This window comes from Bradyrhizobium sp. RDI18 (assembly GCF_043203335.1).
Taxonomy (GTDB): domain Bacteria; phylum Pseudomonadota; class Alphaproteobacteria; order Rhizobiales; family Xanthobacteraceae; genus Bradyrhizobium; species Bradyrhizobium retamae.
On sequence record NZ_JBICRN010000008.1, the window covers coordinates 4,154,612 to 4,174,126 of the forward strand.

A 19,515-nucleotide genomic window follows, 5' to 3' on the forward strand; every position below is an offset into this window, starting at 1 on the left:
TGCAACGAAACCGTGGCGACACGAGCTCCAGGGCAGTGCAGGCAAGGCCGTTCCTCAGGGACGTTGAACGCCCAAGCCTGAATTTAAGAAATTGCGGCTCGCGGCGGACGAGCGGTGGCCCGGTGGGTGCCGCAAGCGTCCAAGGTGCGCCGAGGATGCGGTGAGGCCCTTAGCCTTTTTGAGAGGAATGAGATGAGCGGGTCGGAATTCGAGCGCGAAAACATCGTGACAGAAACCCTGTCGGCGACCGCGGCTTCGAAACCGGCCGACATTGCGCGCGAGCATGACTGGCGCCCGCCGGCCGAGGGCCTGTACGACCTCGGCATGGAGAAGGATTCCTGCGGCGTCGGCTTCATCGCCAACATCAAGGGCCGCAAGTCGCATCAGATCGTCTCCGACGCGATCAGCATTCTCTGCAACCTCGAACATCGCGGCGCGGTCGGCGCCGATCCGCGCGCCGGCGACGGTGCCGGCATTCTGGTGCAGATTCCGCACGCGTTCTTTGCGCGCAAGACCGCCGAGCTCGGCTTCAAGCTGCCGGAGCCCGGCCACTACGCGATCGGCGCGCTGTTCATGCCGAAGGAGACGGCGTGGCGAAAGGTGATCCAGAGCATCATCGCCGAACAGATCAAGGAAGAGGGCCTCGTGCTGCTCGGCTGGCGCGATGTGCCGTCCGACAACGCTTCGCTCGGCGAAACCGTCAAGCCGACCGAACCCTACCACATACAGGTCTTCATCGGCCGCAACGGCACGGCAAAGACCGAGGACGAGTTCGAGCGCAGGCTCTACATCCTGCGCAAGTCGATCTCGCAGGCGATCTACCAGCGTCGCGACCGCGGGCTCGCCGGCTATTACCCGGTCTCGCTGTCGTGCCGCACCGTGATCTACAAGGGCATGTTCCTCGCCGACCAGCTCGGCAAGTACTATCCCGATCTGCACGAAGAGGATTTCGAGAGCGCGCTGGCGCTGGTGCATCAGCGCTTCTCGACCAATACCTTCCCGACCTGGTCGCTGGCGCATCCGTACCGGATGATCGCCCATAACGGCGAAATCAACACGCTGCGCGGCAACGTCAACTGGATGGCGGCGCGGCAGGCTTCCGTTCACTCGAAGCTCTACGGCAAGGACATCAGCCGCCTCTGGCCGATCTCCTACGAAGGCCAGAGCGACACCGCCTGCTTCGATAACGCACTCGAATTCCTGGTGCAGGGCGGCTACTCGCTGCCGCACGCGGTCATGATGATGATTCCGGAAGCGTGGGCCGGCAATCCCCTGATGGATGAGCAGCGCCGCGCCTTCTACGAATATCACGCCGCGCTGATGGAGCCGTGGGACGGCCCCGCCGCGATCGCGTTCACCGATGGCCGCCAGATCGGCGCCACGCTCGACCGCAACGGGCTCCGTCCCGCACGCTATCTCGTCACCAGGGACGACCGCATCGTGATGGCGTCCGAAATGGGCGTGCTGAAGATCCCGGAGGATGAGATCGTCACCAAGTGGCGGCTGCAACCCGGCAAGATGCTTTTAGTCGACCTCGAACAGGGACGCCTCATTCCCGACGGCGAGATCAAGGCGACGCTGGCCAAGAGCCACCCGTACAGCGACTGGCTGCATCGCACCCAGCTCGTGCTGGAGGAATTGCCCGATGCGCCCGTCAAGGGCATGCGTTCGAACCTGCCGCTGCTCGACCGGCAGCAGGCGTTCGGCTATTCGCAGGAAGACATCAACATCCTGATGACGCCGATGGCGGCCACCGGCGAGGAAGCCGCCGGCTCGATGGGCAACGATACGCCGATCTCTGCTCTGTCGGACCGGCCCAAGCCGCTGTTCACCTATTTCAAGCAGAACTTCGCGCAGGTCACCAACCCGCCGATCGACCCGATCCGCGAGGAACTCGTCATGAGCCTCGTCTCGATCATCGGGCCGCGGCCGAACCTGTTCGACCTGCAGGGTATGGCCTCGACCAAGCGCCTCGAGGTGCGCCAGCCGATCCTGACCGATGCGGACCTGGAGAAGATCCGCTCGATCTCCGATGTCGCTGATACCCATTTCAAGTCGCGCACGCTCGACACCACCTTCCATGCCGGCTTCGGCGCGGCGGGGATGGAGCAGGTGCTCGACGAACTCTGCGCGCGCGCCGAGGGCGCGGTGCGCGAAGGCGTCAACATCATCATCCTGTCCGACCGCATGGCGGGCACGGACCGGATTCCGATCCCCTCGCTGCTCGCCTGCGCCGCCGTGCATCACCATCTGATCCGCACCGGCCTGCGCACCTCGGTCGGCATCGTCGTCGAATCCGGCGAGCCGCGCGAGGTGCACCATTTCGCATGCCTGGCCGGCTACGGCGCCGAGGCGATTAATCCGTATCTGGCGTTCGAGACCATCATCGCGATGAAGGACCGCCTGCCGGGCGCGCTCGACGACTATGAAATCGTCAAGCGCTACATCAAGTCGATCGGCAAGGGCCTGCTCAAGGTGATGTCCAAGATGGGCATCTCGACCTACCAGTCCTATTGCGGCGCGCAGATTTTTGACGCCGTCGGGCTGAAGGCCGACTTCGTCGCCAAGTATTTTGCCGGCACCCACACCCGCATCGAGGGCGTGGGCCTGGTCGAAATCGCCGAGGAAACGGTGCGGCGCCATACGGACGCGTTCGGAGACGCGCAGGTCTACAAGACCGCGCTCGATGTCGGCGGCGAATACGCCTACCGCACCCGCGGCGAGGACCACGCCTGGACGGCCGAGTCCGTCTCAGCGCTGCAGCATGCCGTGCGCGGCAACTCGCAGGACCGCTATCGCGCGTTCGCAAAAATCCTCAACGAGCAATCGGAGCGGCTGTTGACGCTGCGCGGCCTGTTCCGGATCAAGACCGCCGAGGACGAGAAGCGCAAGCCGGTGAAGCTCGACCAGGTCGAGCCGGCCTCCGAAATCGTCAAGCGTTTCGCCACGGGCGCGATGAGCTTCGGCTCGATCTCGCGTGAAGCGCACACCACGCTCGCGATCGCGATGAACCGAATCGGCGGCAAGTCGAATACCGGTGAAGGCGGCGAAGAGGCCGATCGCTTCAAGCCGATGCCTAACGGCGATTCCATGCGCTCGGCGATCAAGCAGGTCGCCTCGGGCCGTTTCGGCGTGACGACGGAATATCTCGTCAACTCCGACATGATGCAGATCAAGATGGCCCAGGGCGCCAAGCCCGGTGAAGGCGGCCAATTGCCTGGCCACAAGGTCGACGCGACGATCGCGCGCGTGCGACATTCGACCCCCGGCGTTGGCCTGATCTCGCCGCCGCCGCATCACGACATCTATTCGATCGAGGATCTGGCGCAGCTCATCTACGACCTCAAGAACGTCAATCCGGACGGTCAGGTCTCGGTCAAGCTGGTTTCCGAAATCGGCGTCGGCACGGTGGCCGCGGGCGTTGCCAAGGCGCGCGCCGACCATGTCACCATTGCGGGCTTCGAAGGCGGCACCGGCGCCTCCCCCTCACCTCGATCAAGCATGCCGGCAGTCCGTGGGAGATCGGCCTTGCCGAAACGCATCAGACGCTGGTGCGCGAGCGGCTGCGCAGCCGCATCGTGGTCCAGGTCGACGGCGGCTTCCGCACCGGGCGTGACGTCGTGATTGGCGCGCTTCTCGGCGCCGACGAGTTCGGCTTCGCCACCGCGCCGCTGATCGCGGCCGGCTGCATCATGATGCGCAAGTGCCATCTCAACACCTGCCCGGTCGGCGTCGCGACCCAGGATCCGGTGCTGCGCAAGCGCTTCACCGGCCAGCCCGAGCACGTCATCAATTATTTCTTCTTCGTCGCCGAGGAAGTCCGCGAGATCATGGCGCAGCTCGGCTACAGCAAATTCGACGAAATGGTCGGCCAGACCCAGATGCTCGACCAGTCGACGCTGGTGGCGCACTGGAAGGCCAAGGGGCTCGATTTCTCAAAACTCTTCGTCCGCCAGAAGGAAGAGAAGGGCCAGAAGATCTATCACGCCGAAGCCCAGAACCATCATCTGGAGAAGGTGCTCGACCGCCGCCTGATCGAGAAGGCGCAGGCCGCGCTCGACCGCGGCGCCCCGGTGAAAATCGAGGAAGAGATCAACAACACCGACCGCTCCGCCGGCGCGATGCTGTCCGGAGCCGTGGCGAAGATCTACGGCCATGCCGGGCTGCCGCATGACACCATTCATGTCAGCCTGAAGGGCACGGCAGGCCAGGCGTTCGGCGCGTGGCTGGCCAAGGGCGTCACCTTCGAGCTCGAGGGCGAAGGCAACGATTATGTCGGCAAGGGCCTGTCGGGCGGCCGGATCGTCGTCAAGCCGCCGCGGAATTCCGGCATCGTGCCGGAGGAGTCCATCATCGTCGGCAATACGGTGATGTACGGTGCGATCGAGGGCGAATGCTACTTCCGCGGCATCGCCGGCGAACGCTTTGCGGTGCGCAACTCCGGCGCTATCGCGGTCGTCGAAGGCGCCGGCGATCATTGCTGCGAATACATGACCGGCGGCATCGTCGTGGTGCTGGGCAAGACCGGCCGCAACTTCGCAGCCGGCATGTCCGGCGGCATCGCCTATGTGCTCGACGAGGCCGGCGACTTCGCAAAGCTTTGCAACATGGCGATGGTCGAGCTGGAGCCGGTGCTCTCGGAAGAGATGATCAACCAGAACACCTATCACCACACCGGCGATCTCGAAGCGCATGGCCGGGTCGACGTGTTCCAGAACCTGCTCGAGTCCGACATCGAGCGGCTGCACGTGCTGATCACGCGCCACGCCAAACTGGCTGGGTCGAAGAAGGCCGCCGAGATCCTCGCGAACTGGAAAGTCTGGCTGCCTAAATTCCGCAAGGTGATGCCGGTGGAATACCGCCGCGCGCTGAAGGAATTGAAGGTCGACGCCGACGCCGAGCCGAAAATCGCGATCGGGGCTTAGTTACACCAGCCCGTCATTGCGAGCGCAGCGAAGCAATCCATAGCGCCACAAGCCGAACCATGGATTGCTTCGCGGCTCACGCTCCTCGCAATGACGGAGGGTGACGGAAACAGACAGATGCGAACGAGAGATGCAGGGGCATCAGGTTTAATGGGCAAGATCACAGGTTTTCTCGAGATCGACCGGAACGAACGCAAGTATGCGCCGGTCGCCGAGCGGTTGAAGCATTATCGCGAATTCGTCATTCCCTTGAGCGAGAAGGACACCCGCGACCAGGCCGCGCGGTGCATGAACTGCGGCATCCCCTATTGCCACGGCACCGGCTCGGTGGCGCCGGGCACGCCGGGCTGCCCGGTCAATAACCAGATCCCCGATTTCAACGACCTCGTTTATCAGGGCAACTGGGAAGAAGCCTCGCGCAACCTGCACTCGACCAACAATTTCCCGGAGTTCACCGGCCGCATCTGCCCGGCGCCGTGCGAGGCATCCTGCACGCTCAACATCGACGACAACCCGGTCACCATCAAGACGATCGAATGCGCGATCGTCGACCGCGCCTGGGACAATGGCTGGCTGAAGCCGGAAGTCGCGCCAGCCAAGACCGGCAAGAAGGTCGCGATCGTCGGCTCCGGACCTGCAGGCCTTGCGGCCGCGCAGCAGCTCGCGCGCGCCGGCCATGACGTCCATGTCTACGAGAAGTTCGCCAAGGCCGGCGGATTGCTTCGTTACGGCATTCCCGACTTCAAGATGGAAAAGCACATCATCGACCGCCGCGTGGCGCAGATGGAAGCCGAGGGCGTGACGTTCCATTACGGCGTCCATATAGGCGGCACCTCACAAGGCGCGATCGATCCGCGCGAGCTGCTCAACCAGTATGACGCGGTAGCCTTGACCGGCGGCGCCGAAGCCGGCCGCGATCTGCCGATCCCCGGCCGCGATCTCGACGGCATCCATTTTGCGATGGACTTCCTGCCGCAGCAGAACCGCCGCGTCTCCTCCGAGCCGCTCGGCGACGTCAAGGATATCCTGGCCGGCGGCAAGCATGTCGTCGTGATCGGCGGTGGCGACACTGGCTCCGACTGCATCGGAACCTCGTTCCGGCAGGGTGCGAGGTCCGTGACTCAGCTCGAAATCATGCCGGCGCCGCCCGAGCACGAGAACAAGGGCGTGACCTGGCCGAACTGGCCATTGAAGATGCGGACCTCGTCGAGCCAGGCCGAAGGCGCGAGCCGCGAATACGCCGTGCTGACGCAAAAATTCTCGGGCGTCGACGGCAAGGTGCAAAAGCTGCACTGCGTGAAGGTCGACGACAAGTTCAAGCCGATTGCAGGCACCGAATTCGAGCTCGAAGCGCAGCTCGTGCTGCTCGCCATGGGCTTCGTGCACCCGGTGCACGAAGGCATGCTGAAGACGCTGGGCGTCGACCTCGACCAGCGCGGCAACGTCCGCGCCAACATGGCCGACTACAAGACCTCGCTGCCGAACGTCTTCTCCGCCGGCGACATGCGCCGCGGGCAATCGCTGGTGGTGTGGGCGATCCGTGAGGGCCGGCTGTGCGCCCGGGCGATCGATCAGTATTTGATGGGGACGACGACGCTGCCGCGGTGAGGCAGCTTTGTCCTACCCCTACATGCAATCACGTTGGCGATGATGTCGTGTCCCGGACGCGGTGCAGCGTGTCCCGGCGATGCGAAGCATCGTCCGGTACGCTGCTCCGCAGAGCCGGGACCTATCGCGCCACCTGCATGGACCCCGGATCAGCAGCGCATCACTTCGTGCTGCGCAGCATCCGGGGAACGCACCCGGAGATCCAGACGCTTCAGTGCTGCAATCTCACCCCCAGCATCACCACCGTCGACGCCGTGCTATTCCCCTGCAAATTCGAATCCAGCCAGTCGCGCCGGAGCGTGCCCCTGAGCCAGACGTTGCGGTTCATCTTGTAGATGGCTTCGCCCGACACGGCGTAGATCTTGTCACGCCTCGGATTGCCCTGGTAGTCGAGCGAGCCCCAGGTGAATTTGCCGATCGCGGTCAGCCAGCGGCGGAAGTCGTGGTCGACTTCGACGGTGTAGACATGCGTCAGGACGCCCGACGTGCCTGGCAGCGTGGTCTCCGTGATCGTGGTGTCGGAATAGAATTTTGCCGTCGTCAGCGGCGTTGCGGTCCAGACCAGCGAGGACGAGACGAGCAGGCCTTCCAGGCGATCGAGCCTCGGATCGACATAGTCGCGCATGGCGTAGCCGACGGCGATTTCGCCGGTCAATAGCCGCGAGAATTCGAAGCTGGTGCCGCCCTTGACGTAGCCGCCACTGGAATCGCGCGCAAATCCGCTGCGGTCGAGCCTGACGTCATGCACGCGGCTGTCGCCCTGCACTTCCACGAACGGCTTTATGCCCGGCTTCAAATCATAGCTGGCGCGGCCGACGCCGCCGTACTGGCTAAAATTGCGGTCGTCGTTGGTCGTTGAGGTGCCGTCGGTGAGCTTTGAATTGGTGTAGTCGGTGCGGTCGACGGTGGCACCGGCGGAAACCTGCAGCCGGTTGAAGCTCTGGTCGACCCCGATAGTGGTGCCCAGTGTAGTGTAGATCGGATATCTGGCGAGGCCGGCCTGCACGTTCGGGCTGCCGGGATTGTCCGTCGAGACGAACAGGCGTCCCTGCGCGGTCAGCCTCGTATCGCGGCTGACATCGAGCCGGCCGTCGACATGGCCGATGAAGTTGGGCCGGTCGACATCGAGCGGCGCCGACAGCGGCGTGCCGTCCGCGTTCGGCGTGAGATTGCTGCCGTAGCCGGTGAAGGAGCCGCGGAGATCGGCCACCAGCGCATGACGCTCCCAGTCGGAGACCGCCAAAAATTCCGGCGCGATCACATAGAACGGCTTGCCTTGCGCCGGGGCGAGCCGGCCGGGATTGGTGTCGTAGCCGCCCGAGAATTCGACCGCGGACTTGATCAGGAAGCTGCCGGCGTAGTCGCCGACCGCGCCGAACGGATCGTCATCGATCCTGAGACGCTTGCGCGGCGGCTGTCCCACGACCGTGCCCGCAATCGCCGGTGGGATCGGGGTTTTGTGCGCTGATTCCGATGGGGCAATCGACAGCCGCAGCCGCGTGTTCGACGCAATCGGCGGCGGCGGACTGCCGGGTCCGACCGGCGGCTTCTGCGTCGCCTGCCCCGGATAATATTTCGGCTTCTTGCGCTTGCGGTTCAGCGGATCGTAGCCGATGTCGGCTGCGCCGCTCGCGGCCGGCAGACCGTATTTCGGGATCTGTCCGATTCGCGACGGCGCGGGCTTGTCGCTTTCTTGCAGCTTCGGGCTGTTGAGGGGATCGTTCACCTCTGCCGCCGTCCGGCGCAGCGGCGAATCTGGCGGCAGCATCTGACTGGCGCGCCTTGCGCTGAACAGGTCCGACGTGAGCGTTTGCGCTCGCGTCGCGGTTCCGGTCAGGACGAACAGCGCAAGGCACGGCAAGGCTGCGCGGAAGAGGCGCGCGCGGCCGCTCCGGCCCGATACTGGCCCCGCCATCACGATAAAATATACCCCAACAAAAACAGATACTTGGTGGACGAACGCCGAACGCTCGCGGAACACGTCGTTAATGGAGTTAAAACAATTATGGTTAATGAGCCGTTGAGGGCGGCAGCCCCGCGTCGCTTCGCCGAACAGCCCATGCTATGCAGGGGTTCGGGGTGCGAAGCCCCTCCTTCCCTGGGACAGACATGGCCAATCCGAATCCGCTGATGGTAGAATCGTCCGGCTCTGAACCCGCTGATGCCGCCGTCCAATCGGCGCTGCGCACGCTCGATGCCGAGGGCGGCGGCATAGCCGCGATCGCGGCGGCGCTGCAGTCCGACCTTCGCGCACCCTTTGTCGCCGCCGTCGATCTGATCCGAAACGCCAAGGGACGGCTGATCGTCACCGGGCTCGGCAAGTCGGGCCATATCGGCCGCAAGATCGCCGCGACCTTCGCCTCCACCGGCACGCCCGCCTTCTTCGTCCATGCGGCCGAAGCGAGCCATGGCGACCTCGGCATGATCACGCCGGACGATGTCATCCTGGCGCTATCGTGGTCCGGCGAGCAGCCGGAAATGAAGAATCTGATCACCTATGCCAAGCGCTTCCGCATTCCCGTGATCGCCATGACGGCGGAGCGCGAATCTTCCCTCGCCAAGGCGGCCGGCATCGCGCTGACGCTGCCGAAGGCGCGCGAGGCCTGCCCGCACAATCTCGCGCCGACCACTTCTTCCCTGATGATGCTGGCGCTCGGCGACGCGCTGGCGATCGCATTGCTGGAAGGCCGCGGCTTTACCTCGGTCGATTTCAGCGTGCTGCATCCCGGCGGCAAGCTCGGCGCACTCCTGAAATACACCCGCGACCTCATGCATACCGGCGAGGCGGTGCCGCTGAAGCCGCTCGGCACCAAGATGTCCGAGGCGCTGGTCGAGATGACGTCCAAGGGCTTTGGCTGTGTCGGCATTATCGACGGCCGCGGACACATCGTCGGCATCGTCACCGACGGCGACCTGCGCCGGCACATGGACATGGGGCCGCGGCTCATGTCGGCCACCGTCGACGAGGTGATGACGAGGAATCCGAAGACGATCGACCGCGACGTGCTGGCCGGCGAAGCGCTGGAGATCCTCAACTCCTCGAAGATCACGACGCTGATCGTGACCGAGGCCAATAAGCCGATCGGCATCGTGCACCTGCACGATTTCCTGCGCGCGGGCGTGGCGTAACTTAACTCCCGACCTTTCCCCGTCATTGCGAGCGGAGCGAAGCAATCCACCTATCCGTTATGCCGCGAGATGGATTGCTTCGCTCCGCTCGCAATGACGGGGTTAGGCCTTCGGAAACCGCGCCACCTTCTCCTCCAGCGGCAGCGCCAGTCCGTTCGCGAGATACGAGACGGTGCGGTAGAATCCGCACAGCAGGATGATCTCGAATATTTTCGCGTCGTAATGCGCCGACAGCGCCGCGAATTCGGCGTCATCAAGCGTGGCGCGCTCGTGCAGCGCATCGACCGCGGCGATCAGGGCCTGCTCTGCCGGCGACCAACATGCGTCGGTGGCGGCGCCGAGCACGGTGGCGCGGACCTGCTCTTCCGTCAGATGCGCGGCTTCCGCGAACGTCGTGACATGCACGCCCCATTCGTACTCGCAGCCCGTTCGCGCGCAGGTGCGGTCGATGACGATCTCACGCTCCCGCAAACTGAGCGGCCCGCGATCCAGCAGGCTGCCGGCGCGGAATTTCTCCCAGGCCCGCGCGTTGCCCGCCATGACGCGAAACAGCACCAGCGGCGGCGCGCCGCGCATGATGCGGTCGAACTGCCCGGCAATGTCAGGTGCATAAGGCGGCTCAAGTGGCGCGATGCGCGGCACGGCTTGTGACACGGCCAACCTCCATTGCTACTAATACAGTAGCAATGCTACACTTTTTATAGCATAGTGCAAGGAGATGACGGAAAGCTAAGCCATCGCCACCGTCAGGCTGGCGCCATCGGCCTGCACCACCTTGACCCGGCTGCCGGCCGGCGCGTCAGGGCCGGCGACGCGCCAGATCGTGTCGTCGATCCGCACGGTGCCGGTGCCGCCGACGATCGGCTTTTCCAGCGTGAATTCCCGGCCGATCAGCGCCTTGGTCCGGTTGTTGAGAAACGGGTTGCTCAGGCTGCGGCTTCCCTCGCTGCGCGCAAAGTGCCGCCATGCCGGTACCGCGGCAACCGCGAATACCGCAAACATCAGGAATTGCGTCTGCCAGGACGGGCTGATCGCAAACGACACGAGCCCGACCAACAGCGCCGCGAGCCCGAGCCAGAACATGAAGACACCCGGCGCGAGCAATTCCAGCGCCATCAGGACGAAGCCGAAGATCAGCCAGTTCCAGGTGCCCAACGTCGAAAATATCTCGGCCATGACACGAACCTCTAATCAATCTTCCAGATCAAGCTCTTACCGCTGCGGCGCAACCGGCGGCGGGGTGGGACCGGTGTTCGGCACCGACGATGTCCGTCGTGCGGCGGCCGCAGCAGAAGCGGCACTTTCGCCAAACGTCGCCTTGGCGATCTCGCCGATGCCGGCGAGCGAGGACAGCACGCTGGTGGCTTCCAGCGGGATCATCAGGATCTTCTGGTTCGGCGAATCCGCGAATTGTCCGAACGCCTTGATGTACTTGTCGGCGATAAAATAGTTCAGTGCTGCGACATCGCCCTTGGCGATCGATTCGGAGACCATCTGCGTCGCCTTGGCTTCCGCCTCCGCCAGGCGCTCGCGCGCTTCGGCGTCGCGGAATGCGGCTTCGCGGCGGCCTTCGGCCTGCAAAATCTGACCCTGTTTGGCGCCTTCCGCGCGCAGGATTTCCGACTGGCGCTGGCCCTCGGCCTGCAGAATGTCGGCGCGCTTGACGCGCTCGGCCTTCATCTGCCGGCCCATCGCCTCGACCAGGTCGGCCGGCGGCACGATGTCCTTGATCTCGATGCGGTTGACCTTGAGCCCCCATGGCGAGACGGCCGCATCGACCACGCGCAGCAACCGCTCGTTGATCTCGTCGCGATGCGACAGCACCTGGTCGAGATCCATCGAGCCCATCACCGAGCGGATGTTGGTCATGGTCAAGACGATGATGGCTTGCTCGAGATTGGCGACCTCGTAGCTCGCTTTCGCGGCGTCGAACACCTGGAAGAACGCGACGCCATCCACCGTCACGGTGGCGTTGTCCTTGGTGATCACCTCCTGCTCGGGAATGTTGATCACCTGCTCCATCATGTTCATCTTGCGGCCGACGCGGTCGAAATAGGGAATGATGAGGTTCAACCCCGGCGACAGCGTGCGGGTGTATTTGCCGAACCGCTCGATGGTCCAATCATAGCCCTGCGGCACCGTTTTGACGCCCGCGAACAATGTGGCAATGACAAGTAGAACAAAGGCAATCGCGAAAATGTCGAAGCCACTCATAAAGTCCCTCCAAGGCCGGCAAGGTGCGTTGCCCGGCGCGATCTCTCATTTGTCTGCAACGGCGCGGCGCCGGTTCAGCCGGCGATTCTCAGTTTATGGTTATATAGCTAGGGAATAGTTTGCGGGCCACCAGATGTTCTTGGGCTCCGAACGGCGAGTTGGTTGTGAGGTGGTTAAATCCAGCCTTGAAGTTCGCGCAAAACGAGTTGGCGGATGACATCCATGCCGGGCTCGCTGTCGTTCAGGCAGGGAATTGCGGAAAACTGCTCGCCGCCGTTGTGCCTGAAAATCTCGGCGTTTTCCTGCGCGATCTCCTCCAGCGTCTCCAGGCAATCGGCGGAGAAGCCGGGCGTCACCACCACAATGCGTTTCACGCCATCTTTCGCCAATTTTTCGATGGTCTTGTCGGTGTAGGGCTGCAGCCACTCGTCGGTGCCGAAGCGCGATTGAAATGTCAGGACCAGTCTGGAGGGATCAAGGCCCAACCGCTTGCGCAAGCTTTCCGTCGTTGCGACGCACTGCGCGTAATAGGGATCGCCCTTGTCGACATATTTCTGCGGCATGCCGTGAAACGACGCCACGATCAGTTCGGGCTGGAACGGCAGAGCCGCCAGATGTTCTGACATCGAGACGGCGAGCGCTTCGATGTAATCGGGATTGTCATAATAAGGCGGACTCACCCGCAGCGTCGGCTGCGCCCGCATGTCGGCGAGCGCGCGAAACACCTCGTCGCAGACCGTCGCCGAGGTCGCCGCGGAATATTGCGGATAGAGCGGCACCACCAGCAGACGATCGCAGCCTTGCGCAGCCAGGGCATCGATCCGCGAGCGGATCGACGGATTGCCGTAGCGCATCGCCCAATCGACCACGACGTGCTCGCGATCGGCGATCGCCGCCGCGAGCTTGTCGGCCTGCGACCGGGTGATGGTCTTGAGCGGGGATTCGCCTCTCTCGGCATTCCAGATCTTCTGGTAGTCGCGCGCCTTTCGACTGGGACGCACCCGCAGAATGATGCCGTTGAGGATCGCTTTCCAGACGAGGCCCTGATCCTCGATCACGCGGGGGTCGGAGAGGAATTCCTTCAGATAGACCCGCACCCCCTGGGCATCGGCGGTATCGGGCGTACCGAGATTGACCAGCAGCACGCCGATGCGTTGCTCCAGGGCTGCCGGCGCCGTTGCATTTCTGGGGGGAACGACCGCGGTCATGATTTCGATGGCTTCGCGCTTTGCACCATCCTTGTCAAGATAACCGCCGGTTCGCTACGCTTCCCAACTGGCGGCTGGGCGCGTGTGCGCGGGGAGGAACCATGACGATCGCCGAATGGTGCGTTTTCGGAACGGTGCTGCTGTATCTTCTGACGATCGCATCGGTCAAATGGGCCGCCTACGGCCGTTTCGACAATGCCAAGCCGCGCGATCCCGCCTTCTACCAGGACCCGATCCGCGCCCGCGCACTTGGCGCGCATCAAAACGGCATCGAAGCCTTTCCGTTCTTTGCAGTCGCCGTGCTGCTGGCGGAGTTTCGGCTCGGGCCGCAGCGGCTGATCGACGAACTCGCGATTCTGTTCGTGATCGTGCGGATCGCCTATGTCTTCACCTATCTCGGCAACCGCCCGACGCTGCGCTCGATCCTCTGGAGCCTCGGCTTCGCGATCAATATCGCGATCTTCTTTCTGCCGGCGATCAAGGGATATTTGCCGGTGTGAGGTTGGCTTATCGCCGATGAATTGCTGTCGTCCCTGCGAAAGCAGGGACCCATAACCACCGCCGTTAATTGTCGAAGGAAAGTCGATAACCATCTTGCCAAGATAATATCCGCCGCGGCGTATGGGTCTCCCGATGTGCAATTGCACATCTGAGATCGCGCTCGCTTCGCTCGCTTGTCCGGGACGACCGAGATGGGAGTAGTCGCGAGACATACATAAATCCGCATTCTCGCGACGCATTGCGCCCGAGGTTTGCTATTCACTTCCGCCCGCTTGTTCAGAGGGCGCAGGGAAGACCGGGTGCTGGCTGCACCCGCGGTCTCGTGTGCAAGTGCGCAAAGCAAAAGCGCACACGAGCATACAGGTACAGCGGGAGCATCCCGGCCTTCCCTGCGCAATGGCTTTACGGCTTACTTCGTGCTCTTCCCGGAGAACGGCTCTTTTGCCTCCGTCGCTGCGCAAATAGTTTCACGCAGCTTAGCGCCAGCACCGCGGCGCCCGAACCACACGACTTCGCCGTACGCTTCCTGCGCGTACGTCTAGCGCGCATTCAGCGTCCACCGCATCTCACCGCACGTTCGTGACGATCGCGAAGCGCCCCTCAATCGGGTGAGACGGGCGGAGTTATGCGACTGATTTGGGTAAGAACGAAAGCGGAATATTTTTGATTCCTGGGCTTGACACGATTTCGGAAAATCAGAAGTGATTTGCCCATCGTGTTACCTTGCCCATGCACCGTGCTCGATGGTGGGCACGGCGCTAGCGCGCCTTTGTTTGCCCACCCTGTACGATGTCGACGACGACTTGGCTCAGCCCAAGTGCCGCTCCCGCGTCGCGATCAGGTCCCGGATATCCTTCGATATCGGGACCGGACGATGCGTCTTCTGATCGGTGTTGACCCAGACGCTCTCGCCGGTCACGAGCGCATCACCGCCGCCTTTCAGAAAAATCGCGAGTTCGAAGGTGAGGCTCGAATTGCCGATCCGCGCCACCCGCGCGCCGACGTCGAGCTCCCAGTCGAACCGGACCGGCGCCTTGTATTCGATGACGGATTTGACGACGTGGAAATCGACGCCGGATTTCTTGGCATCGGCATATTGATCGTAGCCGAGCGCGCGAAAATATTCGGTGATGGTGGGGTCGAAATAGGTCAGGTAATGCGCGTTGAAGACGACGCCCTGGCCGTCGATTTCGGAGTAGCGCACCCGGAACGGGTGGAAGAACCAGAATTGCTCGCGTGACATGGGATTCCCGACTTTGCGTGTTCAGGCGCTTGAATAGCGCAGCGAACCAATTTCATAAAGCCGGCAACTTGCGTTACCGAAATGGAGTTCCGGAATCCATGGCGGTAGATTGTCATCCCTGCGAACGCAGGGACCCATACGCCGTGCCGCAAGTTTTGAGAGGCCCTGTTCGACGGCTTTCGTCCACCAACTTAATCCTGTGGTTATGGGTCCCTGCGCCGAGTGCGCGATTGCGCACGGAGGCAGGGACGACAGTTCGTAGCGTGGATCACAAACACGTCGCGCGTTCGGCGGCGAGGTAGCCGAACAACAGGCCCAAACCGAACAGCAGCACCAGGCCGGCGGCGCCGAATTCGATGCCGCGCATGATCAGCGCGCCGCCGCCCTCGCGGCCAGCGCTCAGCCGCTTTGCCAGACCTTTCGCCGATACGGCGATCACGGCGATGGTGGCGACCGTGATCGCGGTGCCGAGGCCCATCACGAAGGTCGCGGCGATACCGGCCAGGAACAGGCCCTGCGCCAGCGAAAACACCAGCACCAGGATGGCACCCGAGCAGGGCCGCATGCCCACGGCAAAGATCGTTCCCAAGCCGCGCCGCCAGCCGCCCGGACCGGCGAGTTGGTCCGGTGTCGGCCCGTGCGAATGGCCGCAATGCTCGTCATGAACATGGTCATGACCATGGCCGTGATGATCGCCGTGATCATGATGATGGTGATGATGATGGGCGTGGCCGTGGTCATGACCGTAATGATGAGCCGTGGCCGATGCCATCGCCAGTTCCGGCTTCGCCTGCAGCGCGCGCATAAAGCCGCCGCCCTTGGTCCATACCAGCCGGGCGCCGAACGCTGCGATCAGCGCGTAGCTGACGACCTCGATCGCCTTCTCCGCAGAGCACATCGTCTTGGCGGTGGAAGAGAGCAGCCAGGCGAAGACGGCCACGATCGCGACCGCCACCAACGCCTGCAAGAACGCCGAGGCGAACGACAGCACGATGCCGCGCCGCGCCGTTTCCTCATTGGCGACGAGGTAGGACGAGATCACCGCCTTGCCGTGGCCGGGGCCGGCGGCATGAAAAATGCCGTAAGCGAAGGAAATTCCAAGCAGCGTCCAGACTGCGCTGCCGTCCGATTTCGCCGCGCGGATGGTGGCGGACATTTCGCGGTAGAATTCGGATTGCTTGGCCAAAATCCATCCGATCACGCCGCCGACCTGCGGCTCAGCCGCGGGACGTGGACCACCGAACGGATTCTGCGCCATCAGCGCATGCAAGGCGGCGTCGAAAATCACGACGGCCGCGATCGCCGCGGCCGTCGTTGCGATAGCTCGCGCGAGGCCCGTGGGGAGGATCCGCCTCACGGACAGTTCACCGTGATCTTGTTGGCGAACATCGCGCCATAGTTGGAATTGTCGCCGTTCATGAAGTTCTGCTCATTCAGGCGCTGGGTGTTGGCGGTCTCATCGTTCGGCCGCTGGAATTGCATCTGGCAGGCGGCGGGCGCGCCGATCAGCTTGATCGGATCCTTGTCTTCGAACTTGAAGTCGATGAAGTAGGAGGGGTCGAACACTTCCAGCGCCAACTGCTTCGAGGTCACCGGCGCCTTCAGCGGCAGCACGAAATGCAGCGTCAGCGCGCTATCCTTGTATTCGAGGTAATAGTCGATCGGCTCCTCGAACTTCGCCTTCTTGCCGTCGGCCTTGGCGAAGGTGAAATAGGCGAAGTCCTTCAGCGACTCGACATTGGTCTGCGCCAGCGGCGCCAGTTCCTCGCGGGTGTAGACGCTCTTGGTCTTGGTCGCGACACCCTGCAGCGCGTAGGTCGAGAACATGTCATCGAACGTCCAGGCGTGACGCACACCCGTCATCGCGCCGTCGGGTGCGTAGACCACCTCGCTCCTGGCGGTGATCCAGACATGGGGATGGGCCTGCGCGGACGATGCGCCGGCTGACCACGCGACGATCAGGCTCAACAATCCGAACAGGGCACGCAAAATGTCGTCCCTGCGAACGCAGTGACCCAGACGCCGTGTCGCTTGTTTTTGGCAGTGTGGCAAAAGTTTTTCCCTCACAACGAACACCAGGGGTTATGGGTCCCTGCGTTCGCAGGGACGACGAGGAGGCGGCGCCGGCTAATCAGGCCGCCGGCGTTGCTTCGAGCAGGCCGCGACGGCGCAACAGCGCGTCGGCCTCCGGCTCGCGGCCGCGGAAGGCGACATAGGCGTCCTCGGGGTTACGCGAGCCGCCCGACGAATAGATGTCGTCGTGCAGGCGTTTTGCCACCGCGGGATCGAAGATGTCGCCGGCCTCCTCGAACGCGCCGAAGGCGTCGGCGTCCATCACTTCCGACCACATGTAGCTGTAGTAGCCCGATGCGTAATGATCGCCGGAGAAGATGTGGCCGAATTGGGTCGGCCGGTGCCGTAGCGCGATTTCGGCGGGCATGCCGATCTTCTCCAGCTCCGCCTTTTCGAACGCCGCGACGTCGCGGCTGGCAGCGGCCGGCTGGGTATGGAATTCGAGATCGACCAGCGCCGAGGAGACGAACTCCACGGTGGCAAAGCCCTGGTTGAATTTTCGCGCGGCGAGGAAGCGCTGCAGCAGGTCGTCCGGCAGCGGCTCGCCAGTCTGGTAGTGCCTGGCGAACTGCCGCAGCACCTGCGGCTGCTCCTGCCAATGCTCGTAGAGCTGCGAGGGCAGCTCGACGAAATCGGTGAACACCGATGTCCCCGACAGCGAGGGATAAGTCACATCGGACAGCATGCCGTGCAGGCCGTGGCCGAACTCGTGGAACAGGGTGCGCGCGTCGTCCGGCGACAGCAGCGACGGCTGGCCGTCCGCGCCCTTGGCGAAATTGCAAACGTTGATGATCAGCGGGGCGACGTCGACGTCGAGCTTCTGCTGGTCGCGCAGCGAGGTCATCCAGGCGCCGGAGCGCTTTGAGGGCCTGGCGAAATAATCGCCATAGAACAGCGCCTTGTGCTTGCCGGCGGCGTCCTTGACCTCCCAGACCCGGACATCCGGATGCCAGACCGGAATGTCCTTGCGCTCGGAGAAGGTGATCCCGAACAGGCGGGTGGCGCAGTCGAAGGCGGCCGCGATCATGTGGTCAAGCACCAGATAGGGCTTTATCGCCGCGTCGTCGAAATCGGCCCGCCGCTGCCGCAGCTTTTCGGCGTAGTAGCGCCAGTCCCACGGAGCCAGCGCGAAGTTGCCGCCCTCCTCCGCGATCAGCGCCTGCAGCGCGTCGCGGTCGGCGAGCGCCTGGGCCCGGGCGGGCTTCCAGACCCGCTCCAGGAGGCTGCGCACCGCCTCCGGCGTCTTGGCCATGGAATCCTCCAGCCGGTAGGCGGCGTAGGTCGGAAAGCCCATGATCTTGGCGGCCTCCTCGCGGAGCGCGAGGATCTCGACGATGGTGGCATTGTTGTCGTTGGCGTTGCCATTGTCGCCGCGCGCGGTGAAGGCCTTGAAGACCTTCTCGCGCAGGTCGCGGCGGGCGGAGCTCTTCAGGAACGGCTCGACCGAGGAGCGCGACAGCGTCACAATCGCCTTGCCCGCCATGCCGCGCTCTTCAGCGGCGGCCTTGGCCGCGGCGATGAAGGCCTCCGGAAGGCCGTCACGATCGTCCTCGCCGAGCTCCATGAACCAGTCCTGCTCGTCGCCGAGCAGATGGTGGCTGAACGCGGTGCCGAGCTGGGCCAGCCGCTCGTTGATCTCGGCCCGGCGCTTCTTGGCGACCTCGTCGAGTCCGGCGCCGGCGCGGTAGAAGTTGGTGTAGGTGCGCTCCAGAAGCCGCATCTGTTCGCCGGTCAGGCCGAGCGTGGCGCGGTTCTCGTGCAGCAGCGCAATGCGGCCGAACAGCACCGCGTTCATCATGATCGGGTTCCAGTGCCGCGCCATCCGCAAGGAGACTTCCGTGTCGATTTCCAGGATCGCCGGATTGGAGTGCGCCGAGACCAGGTCGTAGAACACGGCAGAGACCTTCGCGAGCAGCTTGCCCGAGCGCTCCAGCGCCGTGATGGTGTTGGCGAAGTCCGGCACCGTGGGATCATGGGTGATCGCCGCGATCTCGGCGGCGTGATCGGCAAAGGCCTGCTCGAAGGCGGGCAGGAAATGTTCCGGCTGGATCTCGCTGAAGGGCGGTGTCTCGAACGGCGTCTGCCACGGCCGGAGCAGCGGGTTTTCGCCAGCTTCCGAAGGGGCCGCCGTCTGCAGGGTTTCTGACATCACAATTCCCGTTTTTGCCTCGTTTTCTTTGGCTGAAACCGCTACCGATTTCGCGCGAAAACGCTCCAGAAGATGCGGCAATCTATAGCACGCGATGCGGCATTTTTGGGCCTTTTGTGCTTGATAGCGAGGGCCTTTTCGGAGAGATTGCGCCCCCGAGAAACAGGACCTTTTTCATGAGCCCACAGCCCGCCTCCACATCCTCCCGCCAGATCGTCTGGCCGAGCGTCATCACCGTCATTTCGGCGGCGATCCTGATCGGCGCGGAAGTGTTCGGCGCAGCGTTTGCCGGCGGCTGGGCACTCGCGATCCTGTTCGATCTCAACGACACCAGCGCACACATTCTCCAGGCGGTGCTGTTCGGCATCGGCGTGATGGTCATGGTGGCGTTCATCCGCGGCGCACAGCGCATCGAGCCATTCTCCAAGCGCGCCTGACGCGCATTCAAGAAAGCGCTGCGGCACA

General features: G+C 63.5%; 13 protein-coding genes and 1 pseudogene. 5 read left to right on the forward strand and 9 right to left on the reverse strand.

The genetic code is table 11. The features are described from left to right. The first annotated feature begins 192 nt into the window (after window positions 1-192). Window positions 193-4,925 (forward strand): annotated as a pseudogene (gltB, locus tag ACFXS9_RS29135) (glutamate synthase large subunit). A 150-nt stretch (window positions 4,926-5,075) separates the two neighbouring features. Further along, the gene (locus ACFXS9_RS29140) at window positions 5,076-6,533 is read left to right on the forward strand and encodes a glutamate synthase subunit beta (protein WP_392694779.1); all 1,458 of its coding nucleotides are present in this window, start codon (window positions 5,076-5,078) and stop codon (window positions 6,531-6,533) included. A 211-nt stretch (window positions 6,534-6,744) separates the two neighbouring features. On the opposite strand, the gene ACFXS9_RS29145 is transcribed toward ACFXS9_RS29140, so the two are convergent. Further along, window positions 6,745-8,448, reverse strand: a complete 1,704-nt coding sequence (locus ACFXS9_RS29145) for an outer membrane beta-barrel protein (protein WP_392694782.1) — start codon at window positions 8,446-8,448, stop codon at window positions 6,745-6,747. Between the two features lie 194 nt (window positions 8,449-8,642). Between ACFXS9_RS29145 and ACFXS9_RS29150 the strand changes: the two genes are divergently transcribed. Further along, window positions 8,643-9,662 carry an SIS domain-containing protein gene (locus tag ACFXS9_RS29150; RefSeq protein WP_392694785.1) on the forward strand — a complete coding sequence of 340 codons (1,020 nt, stop codon included), beginning with the start codon at window positions 8,643-8,645 and terminating at the stop codon, window positions 9,660-9,662. A 102-nt stretch (window positions 9,663-9,764) separates the two neighbouring features. On the opposite strand, the gene ACFXS9_RS29155 is transcribed toward ACFXS9_RS29150, so the two are convergent. From ACFXS9_RS29155 to hemH, 4 genes are all read right to left on the reverse strand, one after another. Beyond that, window positions 9,765-10,316 (reverse strand): carboxymuconolactone decarboxylase family protein, encoded by a 552-nt coding sequence (locus ACFXS9_RS29155; RefSeq protein ID WP_392694787.1) that lies wholly within the window; start codon window positions 10,314-10,316, stop codon window positions 9,765-9,767. A 75-nt stretch (window positions 10,317-10,391) separates the two neighbouring features. Continuing rightward, window positions 10,392-10,838, reverse strand: a complete 447-nt coding sequence (locus tag ACFXS9_RS29160) for an NfeD family protein (protein ID WP_392694789.1) — start codon at window positions 10,836-10,838, stop codon at window positions 10,392-10,394. A gap of 36 nt (window positions 10,839-10,874) precedes the next feature. Next, window positions 10,875-11,876 (reverse strand): SPFH domain-containing protein, encoded by a 1,002-nt coding sequence (locus tag ACFXS9_RS29165; RefSeq protein WP_392694791.1) that lies wholly within the window; start codon window positions 11,874-11,876, stop codon window positions 10,875-10,877. A 173-nt stretch (window positions 11,877-12,049) separates the two neighbouring features. After that, window positions 12,050-13,084, reverse strand: a complete 1,035-nt coding sequence (gene hemH, locus ACFXS9_RS29170; RefSeq protein ID WP_392694795.1) for a ferrochelatase — start codon at window positions 13,082-13,084, stop codon at window positions 12,050-12,052. A 101-nt stretch (window positions 13,085-13,185) separates the two neighbouring features. Between hemH and ACFXS9_RS29175 the strand changes: the two genes are divergently transcribed. Next, the gene (locus ACFXS9_RS29175) at window positions 13,186-13,584 is read left to right on the forward strand and encodes an MAPEG family protein (RefSeq protein ID WP_392694798.1); all 399 of its coding nucleotides are present in this window, start codon (window positions 13,186-13,188) and stop codon (window positions 13,582-13,584) included. Window positions 13,585-14,393: 809 nt separating this feature from the next. Here ACFXS9_RS29175 and ACFXS9_RS29180 read toward each other — a convergent pair. From ACFXS9_RS29180 to ACFXS9_RS29195, 4 genes are all read right to left on the reverse strand, one after another. After that, the gene (locus tag ACFXS9_RS29180) at window positions 14,394-14,828 is read right to left on the reverse strand and encodes an acyl-CoA thioesterase (RefSeq protein ID WP_392694801.1); all 435 of its coding nucleotides are present in this window, start codon (window positions 14,826-14,828) and stop codon (window positions 14,394-14,396) included. A 268-nt stretch (window positions 14,829-15,096) separates the two neighbouring features. Next, window positions 15,097-16,086 (reverse strand): nickel/cobalt transporter, encoded by a 990-nt coding sequence (locus ACFXS9_RS29185; protein ID WP_392700073.1) that lies wholly within the window; start codon window positions 16,084-16,086, stop codon window positions 15,097-15,099. Window positions 16,087-16,181: 95 nt separating this feature from the next. Next, window positions 16,182-16,820 (reverse strand): DUF1007 family protein, encoded by a 639-nt coding sequence (locus ACFXS9_RS29190; protein WP_392700074.1) that lies wholly within the window; start codon window positions 16,818-16,820, stop codon window positions 16,182-16,184. 139 nt (window positions 16,821-16,959) lie between these two features. Then, entirely contained in the window at window positions 16,960-19,050 is a 2,091-nt protein-coding gene (locus ACFXS9_RS29195; protein ID WP_392694803.1) for a M3 family metallopeptidase, read from the reverse strand. A gap of 176 nt (window positions 19,051-19,226) precedes the next feature. On the opposite strand from ACFXS9_RS29195, the gene ACFXS9_RS29200 reads away from it, so the two are divergent. Then, the gene (locus tag ACFXS9_RS29200) at window positions 19,227-19,487 is read left to right on the forward strand and encodes a hypothetical protein (protein ID WP_392694806.1); all 261 of its coding nucleotides are present in this window, start codon (window positions 19,227-19,229) and stop codon (window positions 19,485-19,487) included. The last annotated feature ends 28 nt before the right edge of the window (window positions 19,488-19,515 follow it).